This window comes from Aeromonas sp. QDB34 (assembly GCF_027705405.1).
GTDB lineage: Bacteria > Pseudomonadota > Gammaproteobacteria > Enterobacterales > Aeromonadaceae > Aeromonas > Aeromonas hydrophila.
Genome location: NZ_JAPDBT010000008.1, coordinates 63,425 through 76,531 on the forward strand (window position 1 = coordinate 63,425; position 13,107 = coordinate 76,531).

13 protein-coding genes and 1 tRNA gene are annotated in these 13,107 nt (G+C 60.7%); 9 read left to right on the plus strand and 5 right to left on the minus strand.

All coding sequences use genetic code 11. From position 1 onward, the window contains the following. Window positions 1–49 precede the first annotated feature (49 nt). The 4 genes from OKC29_RS12670 to OKC29_RS12685 form a co-directional block, all read right to left on the minus strand. Window positions 50–529: a CreA family protein gene (locus OKC29_RS12670; protein ID WP_073352169.1), complete on the minus strand. Its 480-nt coding sequence runs from the start codon at window positions 527–529 to the stop codon at window positions 50–52. 21 nt (window positions 530–550) lie between these two features. Further along, a complete protein-coding gene (locus OKC29_RS12675) occupies window positions 551–997 on the minus strand; it encodes an Mpo1 family 2-hydroxy fatty acid dioxygenase (protein WP_073352167.1) in 447 nt (148 codons plus the stop codon). Window positions 998–1,048: 51 nt separating this feature from the next. Then, window positions 1,049–1,906, minus strand: coding sequence for a hypothetical protein (locus OKC29_RS12680; RefSeq protein ID WP_045788800.1), 858 nt, complete (start codon window positions 1,904–1,906; stop codon window positions 1,049–1,051). Window positions 1,907–2,076: 170 nt separating this feature from the next. Continuing rightward, window positions 2,077–2,463 carry a TraR/DksA family transcriptional regulator gene (locus OKC29_RS12685; protein WP_010635769.1) on the minus strand — a complete coding sequence of 129 codons (387 nt, stop codon included), beginning with the start codon at window positions 2,461–2,463 and terminating at the stop codon, window positions 2,077–2,079. Window positions 2,464–2,931: 468 nt separating this feature from the next. On the opposite strand from OKC29_RS12685, the gene OKC29_RS12690 reads away from it, so the two are divergent. The 9 genes from OKC29_RS12690 to OKC29_RS12730 all read left to right on the plus strand — a co-directional run bounded on the left by OKC29_RS12690 (window position 2,932) and on the right by OKC29_RS12730 (window position 12,117). Further along, window positions 2,932–4,263: a glutamine synthetase family protein gene (locus tag OKC29_RS12690; protein ID WP_011707799.1), complete on the plus strand. Its 1,332-nt coding sequence runs from the start codon at window positions 2,932–2,934 to the stop codon at window positions 4,261–4,263. 186 nt (window positions 4,264–4,449) lie between these two features. Next, window positions 4,450–5,811, plus strand: coding sequence for an aspartate aminotransferase family protein (locus OKC29_RS12695; RefSeq protein WP_011707798.1), 1,362 nt, complete (start codon window positions 4,450–4,452; stop codon window positions 5,809–5,811). A gap of 54 nt (window positions 5,812–5,865) precedes the next feature. Continuing rightward, the gene (locus OKC29_RS12700) at window positions 5,866–6,963 is read left to right on the plus strand and encodes a polyamine ABC transporter substrate-binding protein (protein ID WP_016352333.1); all 1,098 of its coding nucleotides are present in this window, start codon (window positions 5,866–5,868) and stop codon (window positions 6,961–6,963) included. Window positions 6,964–7,104: 141 nt separating this feature from the next. Then, window positions 7,105–8,166, plus strand: a complete 1,062-nt coding sequence (locus tag OKC29_RS12705; RefSeq protein ID WP_219255756.1) for a polyamine ABC transporter substrate-binding protein — start codon at window positions 7,105–7,107, stop codon at window positions 8,164–8,166. A 75-nt stretch (window positions 8,167–8,241) separates the two neighbouring features. After that, window positions 8,242–9,396: a polyamine ABC transporter ATP-binding protein gene (gene potA, locus OKC29_RS12710; protein ID WP_011707795.1), complete on the plus strand. Its 1,155-nt coding sequence runs from the start codon at window positions 8,242–8,244 to the stop codon at window positions 9,394–9,396. After that, a complete protein-coding gene (locus OKC29_RS12715; RefSeq protein ID WP_017409743.1) occupies window positions 9,393–10,298 on the plus strand; it encodes an ABC transporter permease subunit in 906 nt (301 codons plus the stop codon). The genes potA and OKC29_RS12715 overlap by 4 nt, the downstream gene beginning before the upstream one ends. After that, complete coding sequence (locus OKC29_RS12720; RefSeq protein ID WP_011707793.1) at window positions 10,295–11,137, plus strand: ABC transporter permease subunit; 843 nt, start codon at window positions 10,295–10,297, stop codon at window positions 11,135–11,137. The genes OKC29_RS12715 and OKC29_RS12720 overlap by 4 nt, the downstream gene beginning before the upstream one ends. A 45-nt stretch (window positions 11,138–11,182) precedes the next feature. Beyond that, window positions 11,183–11,893: an MOSC domain-containing protein gene (locus tag OKC29_RS12725; protein WP_073352164.1), complete on the plus strand. Its 711-nt coding sequence runs from the start codon at window positions 11,183–11,185 to the stop codon at window positions 11,891–11,893. A 147-nt stretch (window positions 11,894–12,040) separates the two neighbouring features. Next, window positions 12,041–12,117, plus strand: a tRNA-Pro gene (locus OKC29_RS12730). Window positions 12,118–12,474: 357 nt separating this feature from the next. Here the strand turns inward: OKC29_RS12730 and OKC29_RS12735 are convergent. Continuing rightward, entirely contained in the window at window positions 12,475–13,002 is a 528-nt protein-coding gene (locus OKC29_RS12735) for an AbiTii domain-containing protein (RefSeq protein ID WP_011707791.1), read from the minus strand. Window positions 13,003–13,107: the final 105 nt, after the last annotated feature.

Consider the following 13,107-nt stretch of genomic DNA (forward strand, 5'->3'; position numbering starts at 1 on the left):
TTAAATTACAACAAATATGGGTCGTCATCACGGGATAAATGGTGGGGATTCAGCCCCACGGCATGATGGGCACGGCGCTGACCGCACTCTTGTAAGAACCATCCACCAGCTTGGTGCTGTAAGTCAGATAGACCAGCGCGTTGCGCTTCTGATCGTAAAAGCGCACCACTTTCTGCTCCTTGAACACCAGCGAGGTGCTGACGTCGAACACCTCTTCCCCCGCCTTCAGCTTGGCGGGCAGGGTGATGGGGCCAATCTGGTGGCACGAGAGGGAGGCGTGGGAGGGATCTTCCGCCAGCCCGAGTCCGCCCTTGACGCCGCCGGTCTTGGGGCGCGCCAGGTAGCAGGCGACGCCGTCGATGCGCGGGTCGTCGAACGCCTCCACCAGGATCTTGTGGTTGGGGCCAAACAGCTTGAAGGCGGTGCTCACCTCGCCGACGGGGTCGGCCTTGTCGGCCAGCGCCGGGTCGGCAATCAGTGCGCCCAGCAGCAGCGGCAGGGCGCGAGCAAGGATCTGAGGATGTCTCATGGTCTCTCCTGTTGGCTTCCCTCAGTAGGGAATGCCCAAACGACGATAGAGGCTGGCCAGCACCCAGGCGGGGCCGATCAGCAAAAACTGCAGGTCGGCGAGGAAGGAGGGGCGCTTGCCCTCGATCTGGTGGCCGACGAACTGGGCTATCCAGAGCAGCACGAACCCGGCCAGCGCCGGCCACAGCAAGGTGCCTTGCCAGCTGTGGCAAATGACCAGCCCCAGCGCGGTCAGCACCGTCATGCCCACAAACAGCGCAAACGACAGCCGCAAGTAGAAGGCCAGCACCGGGATGGCGACCAGCGCGGCCCAGTTGAGCGACGGCGGCAGCGGCCCGGCCGGCAGGCACCAGAGCAGGGCCAGGGCGCAGAGATAGATACCGGGCACCGCCAGCTTGTGGATCGCCATATTGACCGGGTGCCGGTGGCTCTGGCCGTACAGTTCAAACCACTCCTCGATTCCCTTCATGGCACCTCCCTGGCGCGCTGTGGGTGCCACCCCGGTTGAGGTGGCCGACTCTTATCCCTGCGGGGGATACTCCCAATATTGGGCCGGAATGGATTTTAGCAACGGTGTCATGTCGGGATTGGGCAGGGAGATGGTGACCCGCCGCTCGAGATTGGCGCTGGCCAGGGCCTCGCGGATCTTGGGGTTCTCCCGGAAGAACTTCATGAAGCTGCCGTCGGCATAGGCCCGCTCAAGGCCGGTCTGGATCGCCTTGGCCAGCTTGGGGGATTCCGGGCTGACGAAGAAGAACTCGGCGAAGGGGTAGCGGATCAGCAGGTGCTGATCGATGACCAGGTTGGGATATTGCGCCACCAGCTCGCTGCGCTCGGCGAAGATCTCCACCAGGTTGCGCGGGAAGAAGTCCAGCTTGTCGCCGTCGTTGATCAGCCGAAACAGGTTGCTGTAGCGCCCCGAATAGGTGGGGATGCCGGCGTTCTCCAGGATCTTGTTGTCGGCCCAGCCCACCCCTTGCGCCGCCTTCAGTTTCTTTAGGTCGGCCAGCGAGTTGATCTGGTTGAACTTCTCCTGGGCATCGGCGTGGATGAAGGAGAGCCGCAGCCCTTCCAGACCGCGAAACAGCGGGATCGGCACGGCGATGAGCGAGGATTCGAGGGCGCTGGAGGTGCCCATCCAGAACACATTGATGGTTTGGCCCTTGCTCAGCTGTTGCTGCAGGCTGTACTGGTTGAGGTTGAGTTCGACCTGCTTGATGCGAAACGGCTGGTCGGCATGGGTCAGCGCCAGTTCCAGCAGCTTGAGCTGGTACTCTTTGTCGAGGTCGTTGATCGGCCGGCTGGGAACCTTGACCGTGAGGGTCTGTGCTTGTGCCAGCAACGGCAGACACAAGCACAGTTTGAGGAACCATTTCACTCTCTGCTCTCCTGTAGATTCCGGGCTTGCCCGGAGTCTAACAGAACTTGTCACTCTCTTGCTGCGTAGCCGTGATCCGCCAGGGTGAGCAGCCTGGTGTCCTCATTGTCACCTGCATGCCCACCCCGCTGGCGACGCTCGCCGCACGACAGTGAGCAGGCAGCGAGGCGTCAGGCGACGCGACGATACACGTGGGTATCGTTGAACTCCTTGGTGCTCTGGCATTCAACGCAGAAGCGGGACTCGGGACGAGCCTGCAGCCGCTTGAGGGAGATCTCGTCACCGCAGGATTCGCAGTAACCGAAATCCCCTTCGCTGATGCGCTTGAGGGCACCACGCAGCTTGCGCAGATGCAGCTTGTCATGCTCGATGCGGTTCAGCTCCAGACGACGGGCTTCCTCGATGCTGGCACGGTCAATTTCATCAGCCATCTCGTTGGTATCGGTGGCGATGGCCTGGCTGGCCTGGGAGTTGAGGCGATCTTCGAGTTCGAGGATCTGGCGCTCGATCTGTCCCTTGTAAAAGGCCAGTTGGTCTTCAGTCATGAAATCACACATACGATTTACTACCAGTCAGTTTACTAACCCAATTATCCCTGTTTATGGGGGCTGTCTGCCTGCAGACCAAGCCCTGTGTCCTGAATTTGCACCAAATCCAAGCAGGAGAGTGCAAATCAGGGCGGGCCTTGTACCAAAAAAATGCAGGCATGCAAAGCAAAGAGGACAAGTATTGTGCGCCCTTGCAAAAAAATGACCCGATTCAGACAGGGTCTGACTGAGAACATGGGGGATCCGGCAAGCTTGTTGGCACCGGGCTTGCAGTGAGTCGTTATCACGCCAGGGTGTTTAGTATTTGTCCCCGCGATGGTCATTATATGCGCCGTTATTTATAGTTTTTTAAACACCACCGCTTGACATTGCCCCTGATGGCGGGCTTTTATGGTGGTGTTGATTACAATTTGATAACAAGGGTGTTCCATATATTAGACACCCTTGCCAATGGCAACCGTAGAGTCGGGGTTTAACATGGACAGTATCAAGGGCTGGATGGAGAGCAATCGCATCACGGAAGTGGAGTGCCTGTTTCCGGATTTCACCGGCAATGCCCGAGGCAAGATCATTCCAGCCAACAAGTTTCTGCGCGAGGGGGGCATGCGGCTGCCCGAGGTCATCTTCACCCAGACGGTGACCGGCGAGTATCCGGATGACGACAGCATGATCGACCCGCTGGAGCGGGACATGCAGCTCTATCCCGATCCAAACACCATTCGTTTCGTACCCTGGGCGCTGGAGCCGACCGCCCAGGTGATCCACGACTGTTTCGACATCAATGGCAAGCTGATCGACATCGCGCCGCGCTCCGTGCTGCGTCGGGTCCTGTCATTTTACGAGAAGCAGGGCTGGAAGCCGGTGGTGGCCCCCGAGCTGGAATTCTACCTGGTCAAGCGCAACGAAGACCCCGACTATCCGCTGGTGCCGCCAGTGGGGCGCAACGGACGCCCTGAGACAGCCCGCCAATCGTTCAGCATCGACGCGGTCAACGAATTCGACCCCATCTTTGAAGACATGTACGACTACTGCGAGGCGCAGGAGCTGGAGGTGGACACCCTGATCCACGAGTCCGGCGCCGCCCAGATGGAGATCAACTTCCTGCACGGCGACGCCGTCGATCTGGCGGATCAGGTGTTCCTGTTCAAGCGCACCATGCGGGAAGCGGCCCACCGCCACGGGATTTACGCCACCTTCATGGCCAAGCCGATGAGCGACGAGCCCGGCTCCGCCATGCACATCCACCAGAGTCTGGAAGATGTGAACGGCCGTAACCTGTTCGGCACCGAGAACGGCGGCCACTCCGAGCTGTTCATGCACTTCATCGCCGGCCTGCAGAAATACACGCCGGCGGTGACCGCGCTGCTGGCCCCCAACGTCAACTCCTACCGCCGCCTCACCTTTGGCGAGAGCGCGCCGCGCAACGTGCAGTGGGGGGTGGAAAACCGCACCTGCGGGCTGCGGGTGCCCTTCTCCGAGGCCAGTGCCCGTCGGGTGGAGAACCGCTTCGCCGGCGCCGATGCCAACCCCTATCTGGCGCTGGCCGCCACCCTGGCCTGTGGCTACCTCGGCATGATGGAGAAGCTGGAGCCGCTGCCGGAGATGAAGTCGAGCGCCTATGAGTTGCCCTACAGCCTGCCCCGCTCGCTGGAGGAAGCGTTGAGCCACCTGGAGCAGTGCGACCCCATCAAGGAGATGCTGGGCGAGCGTTTTACCCGCGCCTTCGTAGCGGTCAAACGCAAGGAATATGAGACCTACTTCGGGGTGATCAGCCGCTGGGAACGGGAGTTCCTGCTGCTGAACGTGTGACCCGGATGCGCGCCGGTCGCGCATCACCCTGCCCGGAGGGGCCGCCAGCCCCTCCCGCGTGAATCGAGACAGTTGGGGTGCAGGCACTGCACGACACCCGGTGAATCACCGTGACCGGGGGAGTGTCTGCCCCTCATCAACTGACCAACAAACATCGCTTAAATCGAAGGAACCGAGGAGCAAGCAATGCAGCATACCACCCGTGAGTGGCAGCAACTGGAAGCCAGCCATCACCTGCATCCGTTTACCGATTTTCAGGCACTGAACAAGAAAGGCAGCCGCATCATCACCCGGGCCGAGGGGGTCTATCTGGAAGACTCCGAAGGCAAGCGCATTCTGGATGGCATGGCCGGCCTGTGGTGCGTCAACCTGGGCTATGGCCGCCAGGAGCTGGTGGACGCCGCCACCCGCCAGATGCAGCAACTGCCCTACTACAACCTCTTCTTCCAGACCAGCCACCCGCCCGCTGCCGAGCTGGCGACCCTGCTGGCCGAGATCACGCCGCCGCACCTCAACCACGTCTTCTTCACCGGTTCGGGCTCCGAGTGCAACGATACCGTGCTGCGCATGGTGCGCCACTACTGGGCCAGCAAGGGGCAGCCGGACAAGCAGGTGATCATCAGCCGCCACAACGCCTACCACGGCTCCACCGTGGCGGGCGCCAGCCTGGGTGGCATGAAGGGGATGCACGCTCAGGGCGGATTGCCGATCCCCGGCATAGTGCACATCGACCAGCCCTATCACTTCGGTGAGGGGCAGGGGATGAGCGCCCACGAATTCGGGCTGGCCCGTGCCCGTCAGCTGGAGGAGAAGATTCTGGCGCTGGGGGTGGACCAGGTGGCCGCCTTCATCGGCGAGCCGATCCAGGGCGCCGGCGGCGTTATCATCCCGCCCGACAGCTACTGGCCGGAGATCCAGCGCATCTGCGACAAGTACGGCATCCTGCTGATCGCCGACGAGGTGATCTGCGGCTTTGGCCGCACCGGTCACTGGTTCGCCAGCGAAGGCTTCGGCATCAAGCCGGATCTCATGTGCCTGGCCAAGGGCATCACCTCCGGCTATCTGCCGATGGGGGCCGTGATGGTGGGGGACAGGGTCGCCAAGGTGCTGGTGGAAGAGGGGGGCGAGTTCAACCACGGCTTTACCTACTCCGGTCATCCGGTGGCCTGTGCCGTGGCGATTGCCAACATTACGCTTATGCAAAACGAAAGCATAGTTAAGCGAGTTCATGATACCATCGGCCCCTATTTGCAGCGCCGCTGGGCGGAGCTGGCGGACCATCCGCTGGTGGGCGAAACCCGTGGCAAAGGCCTGGTGGCCGCGCTGGAAATAGTGCAGGACAAGCAGACCAACAGCCGCTTCCCGGCTGGGCTGCAGGCCGGTATGACCTGTCGGGAGTTCTGCTTTAACAATGGCTTGGTGATGAGGGCGGTCGGCGATACCATGATCATATCGCCCCCCTTGGTGATCACCGAGGAACAGGTGGATGAATTGGTCAATCTGGCCAGGCTCAGTCTCGATCTGACGGCGGCAAAGCTGCGGGGATAGGCGGGCGCCGGGCAGGTTGGCTTGCGCATACAATTTGCTTAGGAGACAAGGACGATGTCTTTCAAAACGGGAATGATTGCAGCCTCTGTGGCACTGGTCATGATGAGTACCGGGGCGATGGCCGAGGACAAGGTGTTGCACGTCTACAACTGGAGCGACTATATCGCGCCAAACACGCTGGAAGACTTCCAGAAAGAGACGGGCATCAAGGTGGTCTACGACGTGTTCGACAGCAACGAGGTGCTGGAAGCCAAGTTGCTGGCCGGCAGTTCGGGCTATGACATCGTCGTGCCGTCCAACCCCTTCCTGGCCAAGCAGATCAAGGCGGGCGTGTTCCAGAAGCTGGACAAGTCCAAGCTCTCCAACTGGCAAAACCTGGATACCTCGTTGCTCAAGGCGCTCGAACCGAGCGACCCGGGTAACCAGTACTCCATTCCTTACCTGTGGGGCACCATCGGTTATGCCTACAACCCGGAGAAGGTGAAAGCCGTACTGGGTGACAAGGCGCCGGTGGATTCCTGGGATCTGGTGTTCAAACCGGAAAACATGGCCAAGTTGAAGGAGTGCGGTGTCTCCTTCCTCGACTCGCCGACCGAAATGCTGCCGGCTGCCCTGCAATACCTGGGCTTCAAGCCGGACAGCCAGAAGCCGGACGAGCTGAAGAAGGCGGAGGAGCTGTTCCTCTCCATCCGTCCCTATACCGCCTACTTCCACTCCTCCAAATACATTTCGGATCTGGCCAACGGCAACCTGTGCGTGGCGGTCGGTTACTCCGGTGACTTGCAGCAGTCCAAGTCGCGGGCGATTGAGGCCAAGAACGGCGTCAACCTGACCTACGTGATCCCGAAAGAGGGGGCAGGCAGCTTCTTCGACATGCTGGCCATCCCGGCCGATGCCAAGAACGTGGAAGCGGCCCATGTGTTCCTGAACTACCTGATGAAGCCGGAGGTGATCGCCAAGATCTCCGACGCCGTCAGCTACCCGAGCGGCAACAAGGCTTCCGTGCCGCTGGTGTCCGAGAAGATCCGCAACGATCCGGGCATCTACCCGAGCGACGAGACGCTGGCCAAGATCTACACCTTCCCGGATCTGCCGGCCAAGGTGCAGCGTCTGATGACGCGTAGCTGGACCAAGATCAAGTCAGGCAAGTAAGTGACGAGTGCCCCTCCCGGTCCGCAGTTCGGCCGGGAGGGAGGTGACCCACCCGACAGGTTGGACGGCGCGTAAGGATGCGCGACTGGCAAATCACACATTAAGAGGACTGAGTAAGTGCACACAACCAAGATAGTGACGATGGCCCTGGCTCTGGGGTTGGCAAATGTGGCTCAGGCAGCCCCTGTGGTCCACTTTTACAACTGGTCCGACTATATCGGCGAGACCACCCTCAGCGACTTTCAGCGGGCGACCGGGATCCAGACCGTCTATGACGTGTTTGATTCCAACGAAACCCTCGAAGGCAAGCTGCTGACCGGACGCACCGGTTACGATCTGGTGGTGCCCTCCAACAATTTCCTGGCCAAACAGATCAAGGCGGGGGCCTTCCAGAAGCTGGATCCCGCCCTGCTGCCCAATCTGGCCAACCTGGATCCCGTGCTGCTCAAGCAGCTCGACAAGGTGGATCCGGGTCATCAGTACGCCGTGCCCTATCTGTGGGGCACCAACGGCATCGGTTACAACATCGACAAGGTCAAGGCCGTGCTGGGGGTCGACAAGATTGACTCCTGGGCCGTGATCTTCGAACCGGAAAACATGCAGAAACTGGCCCGTTGCGGGGTCGCCTTCCTCGACTCGGCAGACGAGATGATCCCGGCGGCGCTCAACTATCTGGGGCTCAACCCCAACAGCCAGGATCCGGCGGATCTCAAGCGCGCCGAGGAGCAGTTGCTCAAGGTGCGTCCCTACGTGGCCTATTTCCACTCCTCCAAGTACATCGGCGATCTCGCCAATGGCGACATCTGCGTGGCGGCCGGTTTCTCCGGCGACATCCTGCAGGCGGCGGCCCGTGCCGACGAAGCCGGCAAGGGGATCAAGATCGCTTACAGCATACCGAAGGAGGGGGGCAACCTCTGGTTCGACATGATGGCGATCCCGGCCGATGCCACCAACGTGAAAGAGGCGCACGCCCTCATCAACTATGTGCTGCAGCCCGAGGTGATTGCCCAGATCAGCAATCATGTGGGCTACGCGAACCCCAACGCCAAGGCGGGGGAGTTCATGGAGGAGCACGTGCGCAATGACGAGTCCGTCTATCCACCCCAGGCGGTGCTGGAGCGGCTGTATGTGCAGCAGGCACATCCCCGCGCGGTGCAGCGCCTGATCACCCGGAGTTGGACCAAGATCAAGTCCGGAACCTAACCTTGGCGCCCATCCCGGGGCGCCAGACTGTTTTATGGATCGGCCCCGGCCGGTATTACCTTTGGGAGTTTGGTAATGGCGATAGCCTCCAGTGCCTACAAGAAAGCCCTCGAGGGCAGCCAGCAACGCAAAGAAGTGCTGGTCAAGATAGACAGGGTAAGCAAGCAGTTCGATGAAACGCTGGCGGTCGACAACGTGTCCCTCAACATCCACAAGGGCGAGATCTTCGCCCTGCTGGGCGGGTCCGGCTCCGGCAAGTCGACCCTGCTGCGGATGCTGGCGGGGTTCGAGCGTCCCACCGAGGGGCGCTTGTTCCTCGACGGGGTCGACATCACCGACATGCCGCCCTATGAACGCCCCATCAACATGATGTTCCAGTCCTACGCCCTGTTCCCCCACATGACGGTGGCGCAGAACATCGCCTTCGGCCTCAAGCAGGATGGCCTGCCCAAGGCGGAGGTCGATGCCCGGGTGGAGGAGATGCTCAAGCTGGTGCAGATGACCCAGTATGCCCGTCGCAAGCCCCATCAGCTCTCCGGTGGCCAGCGCCAGCGGGTGGCACTGGCGCGCTCGCTGGCCAAGCGGCCCAAGCTGCTGCTGCTGGATGAGCCCATGGGGGCGCTGGACAAGAAGCTGCGCTCCCAGATGCAGCTCGAGCTGGTCGAGATCATCGAACGGGTCGGGGTAACCTGCGTCATGGTGACTCACGACCAGGAAGAGGCAATGACCATGGCCGAGCGGATTGCCATCATGCACCTTGGCTGCATCGAACAGATCGGCAGCCCGATGGATATCTATGAAACCCCGGCCAGCCGGCTGGTGTGCGAGTTCATCGGCAACGTCAACCTGTTCGACGGCCTGCTGGTGGAGGATGAGCAGGACCACGCCACCATCGCCTGCGCCGATCTGGAGCAGCCCATCTACGTGGGCCACGGCATCAGCTCCCGCGCCGAGAACAAGAAGGTCACCTACGCCCTGCGGCCGGAAAAACTGCTGATGAGCCTGCAAAAGCCGGTGGAGATCGAGCATCCGGACTTCAACTGGACCAAGGGCGAAGTCTATGACATCGCCTATCTGGGCGGTCATTCGGTTTATCACATCCAGTTGCCTTCGGGCAAAATCGTTCAGGCTTTCATCGCCAACGCCGAACGCCACGGCAAGCGGCCGACCTGGGATGACCAGGTGTTCCTCTACTGGGAAGATGACAGCGGCGTGGTGCTGCAATCATGATGGCATTGAGACGACTGAAGGCTCTGGGGGGGCGGCAGCTGGTGATCGGCATCCCGTTCTTCTGGCTGTTCCTGTTCTTCCTGCTGCCCTTCATCATAGTGGTGAAGATCAGCTTCGCCGAAGCGGACGTGGCGATCCCGCCCTACACCGACGTGGTGAGCTGGGCCGACGATCAGCTCACCATCTTGCTGCACATGGGCAACTACCTGCTGCTGCAGGAAGATGAGCTCTACATCGCGGCTTACCTCGGTTCCCTCAAGATGGCCTTCATCAGCACAGTGCTCTGTCTGCTGATCGGCTATCCGATGGCCTACTCCATCGCCCGGGCCAACAAGGAGACCCAGACCGTTCTGCTGCTGCTCATCATGATGCCGACCTGGACCGCGATCCTGATCCGGGTCTACGCCTGGATGGGCATTCTCAGCAACAACGGCCTGCTCAACAGCCTGTTGATGGGCATCGGCCTCATCAACGAGCCGCTGCAGATCCTCAACACCAACCTGGCGGTCTACATCGGCATCGTTTACTCCTACCTGCCGTTCATGGTGTTGCCGCTCTACGCCAACCTGGTCAAGCACGATCAGAGCCTGCTGGAGGCGGCCTCCGACCTCGGCGCCCGCAACCTGACCCGGTTCTGGCAGATCACGGTGCCACTCTCCAAGAACGGCATCATCGCCGGCTGCATGCTGGTGTTCATCCCGGTGGTGGGCGAGTTCGTCATTCCGGAGCTGCTGGGCGGCCCCGAGACTCTGATGATCGGCAAGGTGCTGTGGCAGGAGTTCTTCAACAACCGTGACTGGCCGGTGGCGTCCGCCCTGGCGGTGGTGATGCTGGCGGTGCTGATCATTCCGATCATCCTGTTCAACCGCAACCAGGCCAAAGAGCTGGAGGGTAAAGTATGAGGCGCTTTGGTTTTGCCAAGCTGATGCTGTGGCTGGGGCTGCTGTTCATCTACCTGCCGATGATCATCATGGTGATCTACTCCTTCAACGCCTCCAAGCTGGTGACGGTATGGGGCGGCTGGTCGCTGAAGTGGTATTTCGGCCTGCTCGACAACAAGCAGTTGATAGGTTCGGTACTGCGTTCGCTGGAGATCGCTTTCTATACCGCCATCGCGGCGGTGGCGTTGGGGACGGTGGCGGCCTTCGTGCTGACCCGGATCCCGCACTTCCGTGGCCGGACCCTGTTCGGCGGCATGGTGACGGCGCCGCTGGTGATGCCCGAGGTGATCACCGGTCTCTCCTTGCTGCTGCTGTTCGTGGCCATGGCCCAGCTGGTGGGCTGGCCCGCCGAGCGCGGCATGGTGACCATCTGGATCGCGCACACCACCTTCTGTACTGCCTATGTGGCGATCGTGGTGTCGGCCCGCCTGCGGGAACTGGATCTCTCCATCGAGGAGGCAGCCATGGATCTGGGGGCCAAACCCTGGAAGGTGTTCTTCCTGATCACCATCCCGATGATTGCCCCCTCGCTGGCGGCGGGCGGCATGATGTCGTTTGCCCTGTCGCTGGATGACCTGGTGCTGGCGAGCTTCGTCTCCGGCCCAGGCTCGACCACCCTGCCGATGGAGGTCTTCTCAGCGGTGCGGCTCGGGGTGAAACCTGAGATCAACGCGGTGGCCAGCCTGATCCTGCTGTCAGTGTCGCTGTTCACCTTCGGCAGCTGGTATCTGATGGCCAAGGCGGAGAAACGTCGCCGCGCCGAGATCGCCATGACCACCCAGATGCAGGCAGTCGCCTGACCTCGTGTTAAGATCCGCATTCTCTCGTCAATCCGGAGGATGAGAATGCGGATCTCCATCTTTAGCGGCCAGGGTACCGAGCTGGTTCCCGGCCTTGTCAGTGCCATCCACAAACAAGCCACCTCCATACCGCTCTGGTGCAGTGCCAATGGTCTGGCTGGCGATGAACAGTGCGACCAGCGCCACCATGGCGGCCCAGATCGGGCGCTGCACTACTATCCCGCCGATCACTACCCCTGGTGGCACAACTGGCAGACGGCGCTGGGCCTGCCGGCCCCGCGTACTCCCTGGCAACCGGCCGCCTTCGGCGAGAACCTCTCCGGGGTCGGACTGACCGAGGTGCAGGCCTGCATTGGCGATGTCTATCGACTCGGCGAGGCGCTGATCCAGATAAGCCAGCCCAGATCCCCCTGCTTCAAGCTCAACCAGCGTTTCGGCTATGGCCAGATGTCGCAGGTGATGCAGCTCAGCGGCCGCTGCGGCTGGCTGCTGCGGGTGCTGGAGGAGGGGATGGTTATGCCGCAGGAGCGATTGGAGCTGGTGGACAGGCCCTACCCTGAACTCACGGTAAAGCGCACCGCCGACATCCTGTTCAACCAGCTGCGCAACGAGGCTGACCTGCTGTTGCTGCTGGAAAATCCGGCCCTCTCGCCCAACTGGCGCAAGCATGCGGCAGACTGGCTGGAGCATGGTGTGGTCGCTGACTGGCGTCGCCGCTTGCTCGGCCCGGCCGAATTCCAGCTCGCTTCGTCATAAGTGTTGCCAGGCCATTTTTTGGCCGCTGACGGCTCGGGATGGATGGAACTGACGAATAGTTGAGCGAACAGCCATTTTTTTCCTTCCAAACGTAAAAAAGGCTTGTGTCGAGTCGGGGCTTTCGGTAAATTCCCGTCCCGCAGACATCGGTGTGTAGCGCAGCTTGGTAGCGCACTTCGTTCGGGACGAAGGGGTCGGAGGTTCGAATCCTCTCACACCGACCACATTAGAAAAGGCCGCTCAATAGAGCGGCCTTTTCGCATTTGGCGTTCGCAAGTGGAGGGAGATATTCAGGCTGGCGGCGTTCTATGAGAATTGCGATGCTCCTCTGTCTCCTCTGTCTCCTCTGTCTCCTCTGTCTCCTCTGTCTCCTCTGTCTCCTCTGTCTCCTCTGTCTCCTCTGTCTCCCCTGTCTCCTCTGTCTCCTCTGTCTCCTCTGTCTCGTTGTCCGGCACTGGGCAATAAAAGGGCCACCGCTCGGTGGCCCAGGGTGGAGTCTGATCCTGACTCCGGCACTCTAGATTGTGGCAATCTCTGGTTGGGTTCTGTCTATGGTGCCCTCCTTGCGCGCCAGGCGCCTGTTAGATATGCCAGTGCTGATGCCGCAATGCCTTGAAGCCGTGCTGAGGTTGCAAGGCCGCGTGCTTGGGGTACTCACTAATGAAATGTTCGATTCCCTCCATCAGTTGTTCACGTAATGAAGACACGGGCTCATGCCAGGCTTGCAGGCATAGATGGCCGGGGATCAGCTGCTCCTGATAATCTTCCAGCAGCTGTTCTGGCCAGGGCTCAATACCGGAATTGCGTTGCAACAAATAGTGGGCGGCGGGTTCACGGGCATAGATGAACTGAATTTGGGCCAGGTCGCGTTGGCTTAGCGTTTGACTGTTGATATGACAAGTCAGGTATTTTCCCGTCTTCAGGTCCAAGAAGTGACCGCGTTGCCGACAGGCTATGATGCGATACCAGGGCAGGGGCGAACAGAGAGAGTATCCCTCAAGCTCCTGTTCCAGCCAGTGGCGACACTCGGGTGTCTGCACCTCGTCGAGCATGGACTCGAGCTGCCTCAACAAGGCTCTGGATGGTTTGGTGGCCAGTTTCGCACTCATCGCCTGCAATCCTCCCTCTGCACACAATCCCGACTTTCAGTATGAACCTGGTGGCGGCAGAGGGGGTAAGGTTTCTAATGATTAAAATCAGATTAGCAGCGTGGT

Coding starts and splice junctions, on each gene's coding strand:
- OKC29_RS12670 (WP_073352169.1), bottom strand. CDS start 529: ATGAGACATCCTCAGATCCTTGCTCGCGCCCTGCCGCTGCTGCTGGGC.
- OKC29_RS12675 (WP_073352167.1), bottom strand. CDS start 997: ATGAAGGGAATCGAGGAGTGGTTTGAACTGTACGGCCAGAGCCACCGG.
- OKC29_RS12685 (WP_010635769.1), bottom strand. CDS start 2,463: ATGTGTGATTTCATGACTGAAGACCAACTGGCCTTTTACAAGGGACAG.
- OKC29_RS12690 (WP_011707799.1), top strand. CDS start 2,932: ATGGACAGTATCAAGGGCTGGATGGAGAGCAATCGCATCACGGAAGTG.
- OKC29_RS12695 (WP_011707798.1), top strand. CDS start 4,450: ATGCAGCATACCACCCGTGAGTGGCAGCAACTGGAAGCCAGCCATCAC.
- OKC29_RS12700 (WP_016352333.1), top strand. CDS start 5,866: ATGTCTTTCAAAACGGGAATGATTGCAGCCTCTGTGGCACTGGTCATG.
- OKC29_RS12705 (WP_219255756.1), top strand. CDS start 7,105: ATGGCCCTGGCTCTGGGGTTGGCAAATGTGGCTCAGGCAGCCCCTGTG.
- potA (WP_011707795.1), top strand. CDS start 8,242: ATGGCGATAGCCTCCAGTGCCTACAAGAAAGCCCTCGAGGGCAGCCAG.
- OKC29_RS12715 (WP_017409743.1), top strand. CDS start 9,393: ATGATGGCATTGAGACGACTGAAGGCTCTGGGGGGGCGGCAGCTGGTG.
- OKC29_RS12720 (WP_011707793.1), top strand. CDS start 10,295: ATGAGGCGCTTTGGTTTTGCCAAGCTGATGCTGTGGCTGGGGCTGCTG.
- OKC29_RS12725 (WP_073352164.1), top strand. CDS start 11,183: ATGCGGATCTCCATCTTTAGCGGCCAGGGTACCGAGCTGGTTCCCGGC.
- OKC29_RS12735 (WP_011707791.1), bottom strand. CDS start 13,002: ATGAGTGCGAAACTGGCCACCAAACCATCCAGAGCCTTGTTGAGGCAG.